Consider the following 15589-nt stretch of genomic DNA (forward strand, 5'->3'; position numbering starts at 1 on the left):
GGCCTCGATCCCGCCCAATGGCTCCGGGTCACGCCGCGGCGTCGCTGCCGGTCGCGAGCTGCATGATCGCCTCCTCGCGGAGCTCGGCGCGGCCGAGCTCCCCGGCGATGCGCCCCTCGTGCATCACCAGCGCACGATCCGACATGCCCATCACCTCTTCCATGTCGCTGGAGACGAACAAGGTGGCCATGCCGCTCGCGGCCAATCGCTCCATCAGCTGGTATATCTCGTGCTTTGCGCCGACGTCAATGCCGCGGGTCGGCTCGTCGAGCAGGAGCACGCGCGGCGACATCGACAGCCACTTTCCGATGACCACCTTCTGCTGGTTGCCGCCGGAGAGGTGCTGCGCCGGCTGCACGTCGGTCGGCGTCCGCACGCCGAGCTCGCGGACGATCTGCGCCGACATCCGGCGCTCGCCCGCGCGATCGAGGACGCCGTAGCGCTGCGCCGCGCCGAGGCTCGGCAGGCTCACGTTCGCCCGGATCGCCATCTCCAGGATGATGCCCTGTTGCTGGCGGTCCTCCGGGACCAGGCCCATGCCGGCGGCGATGGCGTCGCGCGGGGTGCGCGGGGTGAACGCCCGCCCGGCCACGCGGACGGCGCCCCCGGCCGCCGGCGTGACGCCGAACAGCGTCCGCAGCAGCGACGTGCGCCCCGCGCCGAGCAGCCCCGCCACGCCGACGATCTCGCCGGCGCGCACCGTGAAGGAGAGCGCGTGCTCGGGGTGCCGCGGCGTCCGGAGGCCCGAGACCTCGAGCACCGGCTCGCCCGGCGGGTGCGGGACGTGCGGATAGAACTGGGAGAGATCGCGGCCCACCATCAGCCGCACGATGCGATCGTGGCTCATCTCATCGCGCAGCAGCTCGCCCGCGTTCTCGCCGTCGCGCAGCACGAGGACGCGATCGCACAGCGCCGTCACCTCGCCGAGGCGGTGAGAGATGTACACGACGCCGATGCCGCCCGCGCGGAGCTCCCGCACCACGTCGAACAGCGCCTCGGCCTCGGGCGGGCACAGGCACGACGTCGGCTCATCCATGATGAGCACCCGGGCGTTCGCGGAGAGCGCCTTGGCGATCTCCACGAGGTGACGCTGCCCGAGGGACAGGCCGCCGACGAGCGCGCGCGGCGAGCAGGCGAGGCCGACCCGCGCCATGATCGCCCGCGCGTCCCGCTCCATCCTGCGCTCGTCGATGAAGCCGCCCCGCCGCGGCTCCCGGCCGAGGAAGATGTTGGCGGCGATATCGAGGTTCTCCGCCAGGTTGAGCTCCTGGTGGATGAGCGCGATCCCGCGGGAGAGCGCCTCTCGCACCGAGCCGAGCGCGACCGGCCGCCCGTCGAGGCGCATCTCGCCGGCGTCGGGCGCCTCGACGCCCGCGAGGATCTTCATGAGGGTGCTCTTGCCGGCGCCGTTCTCGCCGACGATGCCGAGCACCTCGCCGCGGCCGAGCGCGAGGTGGACGTCGTGGAGCGCGAGCACGCCGGGAAAGCGCTTGGTCAGGCCGCGCGCCTCGAGCAGCGGCGCCCTGTCCGGGTCGGGCGAGGAGGCTGTCATTCGCGTCAGGGGGTTGGTCAGGCGGCGCCGCGCGGCCCGCCGGGGCTCACTCGGCCTTTCCCGCCTTCTGCTTCAGATCCGCCCAGAACTCGGGCAGGTTGGTCTTGCGGATCTGCCGGGCCGGCAGGGAGATGAACTCGCCCGGGGGCACGACCGAGGTGTCGCCCCGCACGAGCGCCGCGAGCACCCGCACCGACTCCTTGCCGTACATGTATGGATTCTGCACCACGGTGCCGACCACCTCGCCGTCCTGGATCGCGCGCAGCGTCGCGTCCTGCTCGTCGAAGCCGACGACTTGGATCGAGGCCATCTTCCCGGCCTGCTTGACCGCCTCGAGCAGGGCCGGCGTGTGGTACGCGTTCAGGCCGATGAGGCCCACGAGGTCCGGGTGCGCCGACATCATGTCTTCGGCGTTGCTCTTCGCCTTGGCGGCGTCGATCTGGTCCGTCAGGGTCGCGATGATCGTGTACTTCTCGCCCTTCAGCTCCTGGTTCAGCGGGTCGTTCCCGCCGCTCGTGTCCTTCCGATCGAGCAGCTCGTCGAGCACGCCCTGGCGGCGCTTGCGGGCGTTGTCGCCCTCGAGCCGGCCGACGAGGATGGCCACCTTGCCGCCGCCGGGGATCGCCTCCTTCACGAGCTGCCCCGCCATCCGGCCAGCGACGTAGTTGTCGATCCCGATGTACACGATCCGGTCGCTCTTCGGCGCGTCCGAGTCCTGCGTGATGAGCTTGGTCTTGGCCGCCGCCTTGTTGAGCAGCGGGACCTGGTTCTCCGCGTCGATCGGGCTGATCGCGATGCCGTCGACGCCGCGGATCAGGAGGTCCTCGACCCGCTGCATCTGGTCGTTCACGTCGCTCGGCATCACGACGCTCACCTCGGCGTCAACCTCCTTCGCGCCGTCGATGACGCCCTTCTCGGCGATGGTCCAGAACGGGGCGACCCCGTTCGTGATGTACGCGAGCTTCGGCTTCGCGCGCTCTGCCGGCGCGCCAGGCCCGCTGCCGGCGCCGCTGTTGTCGCAGCCCAGGGCCGCGAGCGCCGCCGCCACGCAGACCCCGACGATGAACCGTCCGATGCTCTTTTTCATGCGCCTCACCCCTCCACCCGCGCGGAGCCGCCCGACTCGGCGGATCCCGACGCCTCGTGTCGCCGCACGGCACACGATGAAGCAGGCACCCCCTGGCGGACTGGCGACCTCATGATGCGCCATCCGCTCCGGACGTGTCTACACGATTCGACGAACGGACCTCCGGGCCGTCCCTAGGCGCGCGTTCGCGACACCCTCGGGGCGCCGGATCGGCCGATGGCGTAGGCGATGCCGCTCTGCAGGGTGCCGCGGATCGCGAGGCGCGACATGTCGATGTCGAGCCGGATGAGCGCCTGCGCGACCTCGCCGCGGATGCCGGTCAGCACGGCCTGGGTCCCGAGCAGCCGGAGGGCGTTCACCGCATTGATGAGCGCGTTCGCCACGCGGTGATCGACCCCCTTGATCCCCGTGACATCGATGATGACCACGCGGGCGCCGCTCCGCGTCGCGCCGTCGAGCAGGGTCTGAAGCACGTCCGCGGCGCGCTCCTCGTCCAGCGTGCCGATGAGCGGCATGACCATGACGTCGTTCGTGATCGGCACGAGCGGCGTCGACAGCTCGGAGATCTTCTCCCGCTGGAACCGGATCACCTCTTCTTGCAGCTGGGCCCTCGCCTCCTCGGCGCGCTCGCGCTCACCGAGCTCGTGGAGGAGGCGCAGGTTGGCGTCCCGGAGCTCCTCGCTCTGCGCCGAGAGGCGCTCGTTCGCCTGCGAGAGCTCCTCCGTGCGCTCCTCGACCTCCCGCTCCAGGCGCTCGTTGGCCGCCCGGAGCTCGGCGCTCACGGCCTCCAGGTCCGCGTAGAGCAGCGCGTTCTCGACCGCCACCGCCGCCTGCGAGGAGAGCAGCCGCAAGAGCTCGATGCGGTCGGCGGTGAACGCGTGCTCGGCGAGGTGGTTCTCGAGGTACAGGACGCCGCTCAGCCGGCCCTGGTGCAGCAGCGGTAAGCCGAGGATCGATTTCGGCCGGCGCGCGATCACGTGCGGATCGCCGGCGAGGCGCGGGTCGTCCTCCGCCCGGCCGATCACGAGCGCCTCCCGCGAGCGCGCCACGTAGTGCACGACCGCGCGGGCCAGATCGAGGCGCGTCTCCAGGGGCATCGCGAGCCCGAGGCTCACCGTGTCGGGGTCGAGCGAGATCATCGCCTCGACCGTGAGCACCTCGCCGCGCGAGAGGATCAAGAACCCACGGCTCGCCCCGGCGCTCCTGATCACGCTGCGCAGCACCTGATCGAGCACCTTGTCCAGCACGATCTCGCTCGAGATGGCCTGAGCGGTCCTCAGCACCGTGGCGAGGTCGAAGCTCTCCCCCGCGACGAGCCCCGGCAGCGCGGTGCTCGTCGGCGAGAGCGCGACGGCCCCGTCCGCGGCCGACGAGGCGGCCGGCGCGAGCTCCTCGCGCAGCGCCTGGACCTTCGCGCTCGCCCCCCAGCGCTCGTACAGGTAAACGGCCCTGCGCAGGTAGATGCCGGCGAACTCGGCCCTGCCCTGGGCGAGCCAAAACCTGCCGTAGAGCTCGTTCCCGAGCGCCTGGTTGTTGATGTAGTCGGCCTGCCGCGCGGCCTCGATGCCCTGCTCGTAGAGGTCCATGGCCTCGGCGCGGCGCCCCTCGACGCGGGCCTGCTCGGCGAGCAAGAGCAGGTGTTTGTGACGTACGTTGTCCGGCCCGGCGTCCGCCCAGCGCTTCATCCGCCCAAGGAGCCGCCCGAGCTGCTCCTCGTGCTCCCGCCGCCCTTCGCCCTCCGCGCCCTCCAGCGCGGCGATCCGCATGAGCCCCGCATAGAACGTCGCCTCGGGCACCTTCGCGTGCGTGGGCAGCGCGCCCTCGATCACGGCGAGCTTCGGCATCAGATCGGGATAGCTCGCCCGGTCGCCGAACAGGTACGCGTTCCGGATCTTGGCGTAATACAGCCACCCCATGTGGTAGGGAGAGCCGCCGTGCTTCGCCGTGTAGGACGCCTCGTCGAACGCGCCGTCATCGAAGCTGAGCCGGCTCTTGGTGAGCCCTTGCAGGCATTTCATGGGCTGGATCACGCCCGCGAGCAGGATATCGATGATGTCGTGGCTCCGGGCGCGCCGCAGGAACGCGAGGTGCACCTCGGTGAGCTGGGAGAGCTCCGCGAGGGACATCCCGTAGGTGAGCCGGTCCGAGCCGCTCTGGCTGATCATGTAGCCCATGGCCGTCCAGTCGCCGGCCTGGAGCCCGAGATCGTAGACGCGGTCGTAATAAGGATCCGCCCTCCGCAGGGGCTGCGTCCAGCTGTGCACGTCCGCGGAGAAGATGTGGTAGGTCTTGGCCCGGAGCACGAGGTTGTCGAGCTGTTCCGCGAGCTCGATGGCCATCCTGCCGAACCGATAGGCCGTCTCGTACTCGCCGAGCAGCGGGCCCACCACCATGCCGTACGCGACGTATCCGAAGGCGGACATGTCGCTGTTCCCGTGCTGCAGCGAGAGCGTCACCATCTTCACGATGGCGAGGTTCGCGAGCGTCTGATCGCTCGAGTTGTAGGCCCCGAAGAACAGGTTGACGAGGAGCTCCAGCGTCACCGGGAGCTCGGGGCGCGTCGTCCTCGGGGCGTGGGCGAGCTCCTCGATGCTCCGCCCCGCGAGCAGGACCGGCACCGCCTCGAGCTCCTGCTCGAGCAGCGCGGCGACCTCCCCCCGGTCCTCGGGGATCGGGCACCCGAGCAGCCGGAGGCCGGCCTTCTGGACCAGGGTCGCCTCGTGGTTGCGCCACTGGAGCAGGTATTGATTCGCCTGGACGAGGTGGATCGAGACCTTGTCCATCGCCGTCCGGGCGCGCTCGAGCGCCGCGGCGCACAGCCGCTCGGCCTCCTCGAACGCGCCGCACAGCGACTCGACCTCGGCGCGCTCCCGGTGGAGCGCGAGGGCGAGCTCGTAGCTGTCGTCGAAGCCGCCGCGGGGCAGAAACGCCATGCCCGCGCGGAGATAGCCGGCCGCGGCCTCGTAGGCGGTGCCCGCCTTGGCCCGCCTGCCGGCGGCGAGGTTCAGCTCGGCGGCCGTGGCCTGCTCCGCGGGCGAGGAGACGATCGGCGCCGCGATGTTGAAATGGTTCACGATGTCGAAGAGCGCCTCCTCCCGCGCGGCGCCCTCCATGCTCGCGAGCATGAGCCGCCCGATCCTGAGGTGGACCTCCCTCTTTCGATCCTCGCCGATGAGCGAGTAGGCCGCCTGCTGGACGCGATCGTGCAAGAAGCGGTAGGTGACGCGCCAGTCGACGCCGGCCCGCGCGTCGCCGTCGGTCGCGTGGGCGAGGCGATAATCGGCGTCGACGGGCGCGATCAGGCCCTCTTGCAGGATCTTCCACAGCGCGGCCACGGTCTCGTGCGGCGGCCGCTCGCTGATGACCGCGAGCGTGCGCAGGTCGAACTCGTGCCCGATGCACGCCGCGAGCCGGAGGACGCGCACGAGCTCGGGATCGAGCTCCTCGATCTTGCGCGCCATGAACTCGACGACGTTATCGGTGACCGTGCGGCGCCGGATGCTCTCGATGTGCCACGTCCACGCGCCCGCCTCGAAGCGGAGCAGGCCCTCGGCGTGGAGCGAGGCCAGGAACTGCCGCACGAAGAACGGGTTGCTCTGGGTCCGGTCGAACACGACGCGGGCGAGCGGCTCGACCTCGTCGCGCGCCGCCGAGAGCGCGTCCGAGAGCAGCTCGACCACGTCGGCGAGGGCGAGCGGCCGCAGCTTGAGCTCGCGCGGCGGCGCGCCCGCCTTCTCGATCTCGCCGAGCGCGACCCGCAGCGGGTGCGCCGCGTACACCTCGTTGTCGCGGTAGGCGCCGATCACGAGCAGGTGGCCGCGCTCCGGATCCGTGGCCAGGACCTCCAGCAGCTTCAGCGACGCGGGGTCGGCCCACTGAAGGTCGTCGAGGAAGAGCACGAGGGGGTGCTCGGCGGTCGCGAAGGCGCGGACGAACGCCTTGAAGATCGCGTGAAAGCGGCCCTGCGACTCCGCCGGCGGGAGCTTCTGGACCGGGGGCTGCGGGCCGACGATCCACTCGAGCTCCGGGATGAGGTCGACGAGGAGCTGGCCGCTCGTGCCGAGCGCGCGGGCGAGCTCCGTGCTCCAGCGCGCGAGCTGCTCCGGCCGCTCGGTGAGGATGTGCCGGATGAGCTCCCTCAAGGCCCGCGCGAGGGAGGTGTACGGCGCGCCGCGGTTCAGCGGGTCGAACTTGCCGGCGGTGAAATAGCCGCCTCGCTGGGCGATGGCCTTGTGGATCTCGTTCACGAGGGCCGACTTGCCCATGCCCGAGTACCCCGACACGAGCAGGAGCTCCCCCTCCCCGCCGGCGGCGCGCTCGAAGGCGGCGAGCAGCGCGCGCTCCTCCTCGGCGCGGCCGTAGAGCTTCTGCGGGATGCGCAGCGTGTCCGGGATGTCGCGCTGGCCGAGCGCGAACGGCGCCACCGCGCCGGAGGTCGAGAGCTGGCGGAGGCACGCGTCGAGGTCGGCGAACAGGCCGAAGGCGCTCTGATACCGGTCCTCCGCGTTCTTGGCGAGGAGCTTCATCACGATCCGGGACACCGCCTCGGGCACGCCCGGGACCCGCTCGGGCGGGGGCACGGGCGTGCGCGCGATGTGCCCGTGGATGAGATCCATCGGATCGCTCTCGTTGAACGGCAGGACGCCGGTGAGCATCTGGTAGAGGGTCACGCCGAACGAGTAGAGATCGGTGCGGCGGTCGATCACGCGGTTCATCCGGCCGGTCTGCTCGGGCGACATGTACGCGAGCGTCCCCTCGAGCGCCTCGGGGCTCACCGCCTGCTGCGTCTCCTGCGGGAGGAGCGTGGCGATGCCGAAGCCGACGAAGTGGACCTTGAGCGAGTCCGGGTCGACCAGGATGTTGTGCGGCTTGACGTCCTTGTGAATCACCTTGCGGCGGTGGATCTCGTCGAGGACCCGGGCCGCCGAGCGGGCGATCGTCAGGGCCGGCTTGAGCTCCAGCCGGCCGGCGCGCAGGACGTCATGGAGCGTCGTCCTGCTCGGCCTCTCGAGCACGAGGGCGAGGCCGTTCTTGTGCTTCTCGAGCCCATACGCCTTGACGACGCCCTCGACGTCGAGCTCGCGGAGGACGTTGTACTCGTGCCGGAGCGACGCGAGCTCGCGCGAGCTCGGGAACTCGCTCTTCAGGACCTTGAAGACAGCAGGCTTGCGCTCATCGCCCCAGGTGCCTTCGAACACCTCGAAGCTCGAGTCGCTGTAAATCTGCTGGCTCACGGTACAGGTTGCGGAGAGCATCTCACCTCGCCAGGCGTAGGACCGTCCGGTCTGCAGAGCGCTTGCGCCGAGCAGAAGGGACGGACGGTGGCCTAGCAGAATCGCACTGTGGGCGGATTCTGTCTAGATCGCTCGTCCGCGGATCTTGAGCGAATCCGGGCGGGTTAATTCGCTCACCATCGACAATTACAATCTTTGTGCTCGTCAGACTCGACCAGGACGGATTTTGCCCTCGCGTGCGGTTGGCGCCTGCGCCTGCGCCGGCGGCGCCGGGCACGGTGCGTCGTTAGCGCAATGCGTCATGGGTTGTGGGCGAGCTCTGAAAGATAGCCGTGGATCGATGGCGCGGCGCGCGGGGAGGGCGCGTGGCCGGCGCAGGGTCAGCGCGGCTCTTCGACGGTCGGGCAACCGAACTCGACACGAACGCTCTCGACCCCCGCGGACTTCACGTGCTCGCACGTCGCGCCCTTGATCACGAGGGTCGGTGGGGTCGTCGAATCGTCGTAATCCCAGCCGTCGTCGCCCGCCTTCGGCAGCACCTCACCATCGATGATGACGTTGACCTTCGCGCGGTCCGGCGGCTCGGTCTCGAGCGCGAGCTCGCAGCTCCTCACGAGGTCGCGGGTGATGCTCGTCAGCGTCTCGCCGAGGCTCGCCGCGTCCACCACCTCGAAGTAGCGGGGCGAGCTCTCCGACGTGGCCGTCCCCCCCTCCGCGGCGAGCTCGTCCAGCACATCGGCGTAGGCGGTCGTGCCGGGGATGCCGACGATGAAGGTCTTGATGCCGGCCGCGCGCAGGTCGCTCACCTGCTGCACGGTGCGCGCGTCGTCCATACACGCGTCCGCCGCGCCCCCGGAGCAGCAGTTCTCGACGACCGCCGGACAGTCACCATCCATGTTCGTGGTGCAGGTCGTGGCCGGGCAGGTCATCGCCGGATCCTGGTTGCAGTTGGGGCCGCCGTCGGTCGCCAGGAGCACGTACCTGTCGCCCTCGAGGGCGCTGCCGGCGCCCTCGGTGAGGTACCGCAGGGCGCGCTCGAGGGCGTCCGCGGTCGGCGTCGCGCCGCCGGGCGCGGTCGCCTCCAGCCGGGCCTTGATGGCGGGGACCGAGGTCGCGCCCGGAGCCACCGCGACGCTCAGATCCGTGCCCGGATCCAGGCCGCAGTGATCGTCGGTGGGAAAGAGCTGGAGCCCGACGGACATCCTGCCCTGGATCGCGTCGAGCGCGGTGCCGAGGGCGCCCTTCACCATCGTCCAGCGGTCGCTCGCCTCCCAGCCCTTGGTCATGCTCTCCGAGCGATCGAGCACGATCACGAGGTGGACCTCCCGCGGCGCCGCATCGACCTGCTGGCCGCCGCAATCTTCGCCGCCGTCCCCTCCGCCCGGGCCGCCGCCGCCCGACCCGGCGCCGAAGAAGCCGCCGCCGAGGGAGGAGTCTCCGGCCGTTCCGCCGGAGCCGCCCGAGGCGATTCCCCCTTCGCCGCCGCTGCCGGAGGCGTCGCCGCTCGTCCCGGTTCCGCGCGTCGATCCAGAGCAGCCCGACGCGAGCGCCCAGCCGAGGAGCCCGAGGGACGTCAAGAACAAGGAGCGAGCGCAGATCGCGCGTATCTTGCCGGTCATATCCATTCTCCTCGACACGGGTGCATCGACGCGGGTGAGCGGGTTCGCACGCCGCGTCACCCCGGAGGGATGCGGCAGATGCCGTTGTAACACTGCACCGCCCCGGCGTTGCAGCACTCGGACGTCGCGCCGCAGAGCTGGCCGTACTCCGCGCAAACCGGCGTGCTGCCGCCCGAGCCGCCGGTTCCGCCGGTCGCGCTCGTGCTGTCCGCCCCGCCGGCGCCGCCGGTCGCGCTCGTGCTGCCGCCGCCGGCGCCGCCGGTCGCGCTCGTGCTGCCGCCGCCGGCGCCCGTGGCCGACGACGAGCTCGGGGGCGTGCACGTGCCCGAGCCGGAGCCCGGATCGAGCTCGCAGGTCGTCCCGACGCAGCAGTCGCCGTTGTTCGTGCAGGGTCCACCCTCGGTCACGCACCGGGGCGTCGGCTCTCCGGGGGTGCCATAGCACTGCAGCCGTCCGTCGGCGTTCGGCACGCACGGCGCGCCGTCGCAGCAGTCGTCGGAAGAGGCGCAGTCGTCGCCGGCCTCGCGGCACTCCGTCAGCGCGTTGCAGCGCGGCACGCCCAGGGCGTCGAGGCGGCAGTTGCTGGCGTGCCCCAGGTAGCTGCAGCAGTTGTTGGGAGCGCTGGTCGAGGTGTCGGAGCAGTAGCTGTCCTTGAAGTGGCAGACGCCGCCCTGGGGCGTGCACATCCTGGGGTTGCGGCAGCGGCCGATCTCCCCGGCCGGGTCGTCCGACGTGTCGCAGACCACGGTCCCGGCGCCTGGCAGATCGGCGGTGGGGTCACCGCCGCAGCAGTCCTCGTTGCGCCTGCACAGGGCGCCGTTCACGCGGCAGCCGCTCGGCGGCTGGCAGACGGAGATCCCGGTCGGGCCGTACGGCGCGCAGACGCGGCTGCAGCAGAATCCGCAGCCGTCGCAGACGGCGCCGTCGATGCCGCCGCTGTTGCAGCGGCTCGACGTGTCCGGCTCTTCGCCGCAGTAGCCTGCGGCGTCGGACGCGCTCCGCTTCACGCACACGCCGGAGCAACAGTCGCTGTTGCTCGTGCACACATCGTTGCGCTGCACACAGAACGAGGACTTGAGGACGCAGCGGCCGTCGCGCCCGCAGAGCCGGGAGCAACACTGGCTGTCCTCCGTGCACAGGTTGCCGCCGGTCTGGCACGCGGCGTCGCCGTTGACGTCGCTGCACGTCCCGCCGACGCACATGCCGCTACAGCAGGCGGCCCCGCCTTCCGTGCAGTCGGATCCGTCGACGAGGCAGGCGGCCGCGCCGCACCTGCCCGCGGTGCAGTTGAGGCTGCAGCAGTCGGAGGCCTCGTCGCAGACCGCGGCCGGCCCCAGACAGACGCTGAGGGGCGAGGCGCAGGTCCCCGTCGCGCTGTCGCAGATGCCGGAGCAGCAGTCGCCGGAGCTCGCGCACGCGGTGCCGTAGGGCTCGCAGGTCGGAACCTCGACCCCCGTGTCGGGCCCGCCCGCGCCGCCCGTGCCGCTCGTCTCCGCGCCTCCGGCGCCCGCACCGGCGCCGCCCGTTCCCGCGGCCGCGCCGTCGCCGCCGGTGCCCGCGGCCGCGCCGCCCGTTCCCGCAGCTGCACCGTCGCCGCCGGTGCCCGCGCCGCCTTCCCCGGAGCCGGTCGCGGCGCCCGCGCCGCCCACCCCCGCGCTGCTTGCGTTGGCCCCGCCGGAGGCCCCGCTGCCCTCGGCAGCGGTGCCTGTCGAGATCCCCGACGAGGCGGAGACGCCGCCTCCCCCTCCTGAACCTGTGCCGCCCGTCGAGCCGCACGCGGCGGCGAGCCATACCATACCGACAGCCGCGAAGATTCGAGACACGCGCATACACTTTCCCCCGCTCGACCGCTGGTTGAAACCGACGCGATAGGAGAAAGATACATTCGCGCAACTGCAGCTTGTCCGTGTGGCTTTTGTTCTTTAGGGCGGCCGTATCCCTCACTTTTTGTCGGAGGTGGTGAGCCTCGTTGAGCGCAGCGCGCACAGCCGCGCGCTGCGACGCTCCGCGACGGGGCGAGCTCTGCCGTGGACGGTCAGCGCGCCCGCACACCGCGCCTCGGTGAGGTCCGACGCCGAGCGCGCTCACGAGGAAGCAGCGATGGCGCCGCGGGGCTACGCCGACGACCTGCTCCCCTTCCAGAGCGCGGTCCAGAACCGCCCCGTCTTCACGGCGGCCTCCGGGGCGGGCTCTTGCGCGCCGTCCGCGGCGGGCTCGTCCTTGTGCGCCTGTCCCTCCAGGAACGCGATCAGCCGCTCTCGGAGAGGATAATACATGGGATCGTCGAGCACCGCCTGGCGGTCCCTGGGGTGCGGAAACGGCACCTCCAGGATCTCGCCCACCCGCGCCCCCGGGCCGCTCGTCATCATCGCGATGCGGTCCGACAGGAACAGGGCCTCATCCACGTCGTGCGTGACCATCAGCGCGGTCTTCTGGTCATCGGCCCACAGGTTCATGAGCACCTCCTGGAGCTCGAACCGGGTCAGCGAGTCGAGCATGCCAAAGGGCTCGTCGAGCAAGAGCATCTTGGGCGACAGGGCGAAGGCGCGCGCCAGCCCGACCCGCTGCTGCATCCCGGAGGACAGCTCGCGCGGCTTCTTGTGCATCGACTCCTCGAGCCCGACGAGCTCCAGGTAGTGCGTCGCGATCTCGATGCAGTCCTTCTTGCTCTTCTGCCGGTGGACCTGCTCCACGCCGAGCAGGACGTTCTCGAGCGCGGTCATCCAGTGGAGCAGGCACGGCGACTGGAACACGACCCCGCGGTCCGGGCCGGGCCCGTGGATCTGCCGGCCCGCGAGGACGATGCCGCCGCTCGTGATCTCGCTGAGGCCCGCGACCAACGACAGCACCGTGGACTTGCCGCAGCCGGAGTGGCCGATGAGCGACAGGAACTCGCCCTTCCTCAGGTTCAGGTCGAAGTTGCGGACGACGACCGCGGGGCCGTTCGGGGTGGGAAAGGTCTTGGTGACGTTCCAGATCTCGAGATACTTCTTCATGCGACCGCCTCCGCGCTCCGCGCTGCGCCGGGCACGCCCTTGCCCGCGCTCGGCCCGGCGCCCGGGCCGAGCAGGTAGTTGATGACCGCGCCGCGGATCTCCTTGAAGCGCGGATCGCGGTTGAGGGCCTTGCGATCCCGCGGGCGATCGAGATCGACGATCACGCTGGGGCCCAGCGTGGCGCCCGGGCCCTTGCTGAGCGGGACGATCCGGTCGGCGAGGAGGATGCCCTCGTCGACGTCGTTGGTGATGAGGAGCACGGTCTTCTGGGTGGCCCGCCAGATCCGCGCGATCTCGTCCTGCAGCGTGGCGCGCGTGAGCGCGTCGAGCGCGCCGAGCGGCTCGTCCATCAGGAGGATCTCCGGATCCATGGCGAGCGCGCGCGCCACCGAGACGCGCTGGCGCATGCCGCCGGAGAGCTGCGCCGGCTTCTTGTCGCGGGCCGGGGTGAGCTTCACCATGGCGATGTAGCGCTCGGCGTGCTCCCGCTTCTTCTCCGCGGACCAGGCCGAGAAGATCTGGTCCACGGCGAGATAGACGTTCTCGTAGACCGTCAGCCAGGGCAAGAGCGAGTAGTTCTGGAAGATGACGCCGCGGTCGGGCCCCGGCCCCTCGATCGGCTTACCGTTCAGGGTCACCACGCCGGCGTCCGGCCGCTGTAGCCCCGCGATGAGCGACATGAGGGTCGTCTTCCCGGCCCCCGAGTAGCCGACGACGGCGACGAACTCGCCCTTCTCGATCTCCAGGTCGATGTCCCGGAGCACCTCGGTGCGGGTGGCCCCGGCGCCATAGCTCTTGTCGACGTTGCGCAGCTTGACGAGCGCCATCGCCGTCACCCTCCCGCCAGCTTGAGCCTGCGCTCGACGAGGCTCATGAGCGCGTCGAGGAGGAAGCCCACGACCCCGATGGTGATGATGCAGAGGATGATGTGCTCGTAGATGAGGCTGTTGTACTCCTGCCAGAGGAAGCCGCCGACGCCGGGCGAGCCGGTCAGCATCTCCACGGCCACGATCACCAGCCAGGCGATGCCGAGGCTGAGGCGGAAGCCGGTGAACATGTACGGCAGCGCGGCGGGCAGCTGCACCTTGAGCAGCGTCTTCATGCGCGAGAGCCGGAGCACCCGGGCGACGTTCATGTAGTCCTGCGGGATCGACCGCACCCCGAGCGCGGTGTTCAGGACCGTCGGCCACATCGAGCACATCGCGATGGTGAAGACGCCGGCCGGGTCCGGCTTCTGGAAGAGCACGAGGCCGAGCGGGAGCCACGCGAGCGGGGACACGGGGCGGAGGATCTGGATGATCGGATCGAAGCTCGACTTGAACAGCCTCGAGGCGCCGAGGAAGAAGCCGATCGGCGTCCCGAGCAGGATCGCCAGCGTGTAGCCCTTCGCGACCCGCTGGAGCGAGTACCACGTGAAGCGGAGGATGCCCTGGTCGAGCTCCCCCCGCTTCTCGAACGGCTCGAAGATGTAGGGCCTGCTCACCTCCCACGTCTTGAGCGGAGAGGGCAGCGTCTGGGCCCACAGGCTGCTCGCGGCGGCCCATAGCCCGATCACGCACGCCACCCCGAAGAGGGGCAGGATCATGTGGTCGACTCGAATCCTGGGAGAGATCGCTTTCGCCTCGCTCATGCAGCACTCCTTCACCGTGGCCCTCCGCCGCGCTCCTCGTCGGCTCCCGGCGATGTCGGGGATCACCCCTTCAGGGCGTTGACCGGGAACGACGTCGCGTATTTCTCGGGGTCCTTGGGATCGAACGTCACGCCGTCGAACAGCGTCTCGGGCCGGTCATCGGGGCCGCCGTGCGCGACCCCGAGCTCCTTCATCGCCTCCTCGTAGAGGTCCGGGCGCATGACCTGCTTGACGACGCCCTCGTAGTCCGGCCTCCCCTCCACCATGCCCCAGCGCCGGAACTGGCTGAGCCACCAGAGCGCGTACTTCCGCTGCGGGTAGTTGCAGCCCCGGTCGCTGAAGATCATGTAATCCTTGTCCTCTCTCCTGCGGCCGTCGCCGTAGTCGTACTGCCCCTTCAGCCGGCCGAGGATGAGCTCCGGAGGGCAGTTGATGTACGTGGGCCTCGACACGATGTCCGCCTGCTCGGGGCGGTTGTCGAGCTTGTCGAGCCAGGCGCTCGCCTCGTGGAGGGCCTTGAGCACCGCCTTCACCGTCTTCGGATTCTTGTCGGCGAACTCCGCGGTGAACGCGCACACCTTCTCGGGGTGGTCCTTCCAGAGCTCCTGCGTGGTGACGGCGGTGTATCCGATCTGATCGGCGATGGCCCTGGCGCCCCACGGCTCGCCGACGCAGAATCCGTCCATCTTCCCCACCTTCATGTTGGCGACCATCTGCGCGGGCGGGATGGTCACAAGCGCGACGTCCTTGTCCGGGTGGACGCCGCCCGCGCCGAGGAAATAGCGGGTCCACATGGCGTGCGTCCCCGGCGGGAACGTCATAGCGAAGGTCATGGGCGCGCCCTTCGCCTTCGCCTCCTCGACGAACGGCTGGAGCGCCTTGGGATCCCCGGCCACCTTGCCCCTGAGGTCGCTCTTCATCGTGATCGCCTGGCCGTTGCGGTTGAGCAGCCACGGGATGATCATGGGCTTCTTCGGCGACCCGAGGAGCCCCATCGTCGAGGCGAGCGGCATGCCGAAGAGCATGTGCGTCGCCTGGAGGTCCCCGTTCGACAGCGAGTCGCGGATCGCCGCCCAGCTCGCGCCCTTCACGATGGTCGAATTGATGCCGTATCTCTTGAAGAACCCCTTCTCGTGGGCGATCACGAGCGGCGAGCAGTCGGTGAGCGCGATGATGCCGAAGCGCAGATCGGACACCTCCGGCGTGTCGGCGGTCGCGACGAGCGGCGCGGCGTTCGCGGCCGGCGGCCCCGGCTCGTCGGAGCGCGAGCCGCAGGCGGGGAGGAGCGCCGCTCCCCCGAGCCCGAGGGCGCCGCCGAGGAAGCGCCGGCGGCGGAGGGGCGCTCCGCTCGGTTCCTCACGCGAAGGTTCTCGTCTCTTCATTCGATCGTCCTTTGCTGAGAATGACCGCGGAGCCGCGGGCGCGTGGAGCGGCGCGCGCCCGCCGGTCGGGGTGGAACGGACGGTTGCGC

The 15589-nt window shown here is 70.6% G+C and carries 9 protein-coding genes; all 9 read right to left on the reverse strand.

What is annotated here, in order from left to right:
• Window positions 1-28: 28 nt before the first annotated feature.
• Window positions 29-1552: a sugar ABC transporter ATP-binding protein gene (locus WME98_RS49270; RefSeq protein ID WP_437948447.1), complete on the reverse strand. Its 1524-nt coding sequence runs from the start codon at window positions 1550-1552 to the stop codon at window positions 29-31.
• 46 nt (window positions 1553-1598) lie between these two features.
• Window positions 1599-2639: a sugar-binding protein gene (locus WME98_RS49275; RefSeq protein ID WP_437948448.1), complete on the reverse strand. Its 1041-nt coding sequence runs from the start codon at window positions 2637-2639 to the stop codon at window positions 1599-1601.
• 173 nt (window positions 2640-2812) lie between these two features.
• A complete protein-coding gene (locus WME98_RS49280) occupies window positions 2813-7894 on the reverse strand; it encodes an AAA family ATPase (protein ID WP_437948449.1) in 5082 nt (1693 codons plus the stop codon).
• Between the two features lie 359 nt (window positions 7895-8253).
• Window positions 8254-9492: a vWA domain-containing protein gene (locus WME98_RS49285; protein ID WP_437948450.1), complete on the reverse strand. Its 1239-nt coding sequence runs from the start codon at window positions 9490-9492 to the stop codon at window positions 8254-8256.
• Window positions 9493-9548: 56 nt separating this feature from the next.
• On the reverse strand, window positions 9549-11288 hold the full coding sequence (locus WME98_RS49290) for a hypothetical protein (RefSeq protein ID WP_437948451.1): 1740 nt from the start codon (window positions 11286-11288) through the stop codon (window positions 9549-9551).
• Window positions 11289-11606: 318 nt separating this feature from the next.
• Window positions 11607-12488 carry an ABC transporter ATP-binding protein gene (locus WME98_RS49295; RefSeq protein WP_061624618.1) on the reverse strand — a complete coding sequence of 294 codons (882 nt, stop codon included), beginning with the start codon at window positions 12486-12488 and terminating at the stop codon, window positions 11607-11609.
• Entirely contained in the window at window positions 12485-13315 is an 831-nt protein-coding gene (locus WME98_RS49300) for an ABC transporter ATP-binding protein (RefSeq protein WP_061624619.1), read from the reverse strand. Before WME98_RS49300 ends, WME98_RS49295 begins: the two co-directional genes overlap by 4 nt.
• Before the next feature lie 5 nt (window positions 13316-13320).
• Complete coding sequence (gene ntrB, locus WME98_RS49305) at window positions 13321-14118, reverse strand: nitrate ABC transporter permease (RefSeq protein WP_061624617.1); 798 nt, start codon at window positions 14116-14118, stop codon at window positions 13321-13323.
• A 62-nt stretch (window positions 14119-14180) separates the two neighbouring features.
• Complete coding sequence (locus WME98_RS49310) at window positions 14181-15500, reverse strand: CmpA/NrtA family ABC transporter substrate-binding protein (protein WP_437948452.1); 1320 nt, start codon at window positions 15498-15500, stop codon at window positions 14181-14183.
• Window positions 15501-15589 lie beyond the last annotated feature (89 nt).

The sequence above is a fragment of the Sorangium sp. So ce296 genome (assembly GCF_051529605.1).
Taxonomy (GTDB): domain Bacteria; phylum Myxococcota_A; class Polyangia; order Polyangiales; family Polyangiaceae; genus Sorangium; species Sorangium cellulosum_D.

What these genes read in the sequence shown, in the direction of transcription:
- WME98_RS49295 (WP_061624618.1), bottom strand. Translation starts at nt 12,488, where the DNA reads ATGAAGAAGTATCTCGAGATCTGGAACGTCACCAAGACCTTTCCCACC.
- WME98_RS49275 (WP_437948448.1), bottom strand. Translation starts at nt 2,639, where the DNA reads ATGAAAAAGAGCATCGGACGGTTCATCGTCGGGGTCTGCGTGGCGGCG.
- WME98_RS49290 (WP_437948451.1), bottom strand. Translation starts at nt 11,288, where the DNA reads ATGGTATGGCTCGCCGCCGCGTGCGGCTCGACGGGCGGCACAGGTTCA.
- WME98_RS49300 (WP_061624619.1), bottom strand. Translation starts at nt 13,315, where the DNA reads ATGGCGCTCGTCAAGCTGCGCAACGTCGACAAGAGCTATGGCGCCGGG.
- WME98_RS49280 (WP_437948449.1), bottom strand. Translation starts at nt 7,894, where the DNA reads ATGCTCTCCGCAACCTGTACCGTGAGCCAGCAGATTTACAGCGACTCG.
- ntrB (WP_061624617.1), bottom strand. Translation starts at nt 14,118, where the DNA reads ATGAGCGAGGCGAAAGCGATCTCTCCCAGGATTCGAGTCGACCACATG.
- WME98_RS49270 (WP_437948447.1), bottom strand. Translation starts at nt 1,552, where the DNA reads ATGACAGCCTCCTCGCCCGACCCGGACAGGGCGCCGCTGCTCGAGGCG.
- WME98_RS49310 (WP_437948452.1), bottom strand. Translation starts at nt 15,500, where the DNA reads ATGAAGAGACGAGAACCTTCGCGTGAGGAACCGAGCGGAGCGCCCCTC.
- WME98_RS49285 (WP_437948450.1), bottom strand. Translation starts at nt 9,492, where the DNA reads ATGACCGGCAAGATACGCGCGATCTGCGCTCGCTCCTTGTTCTTGACG.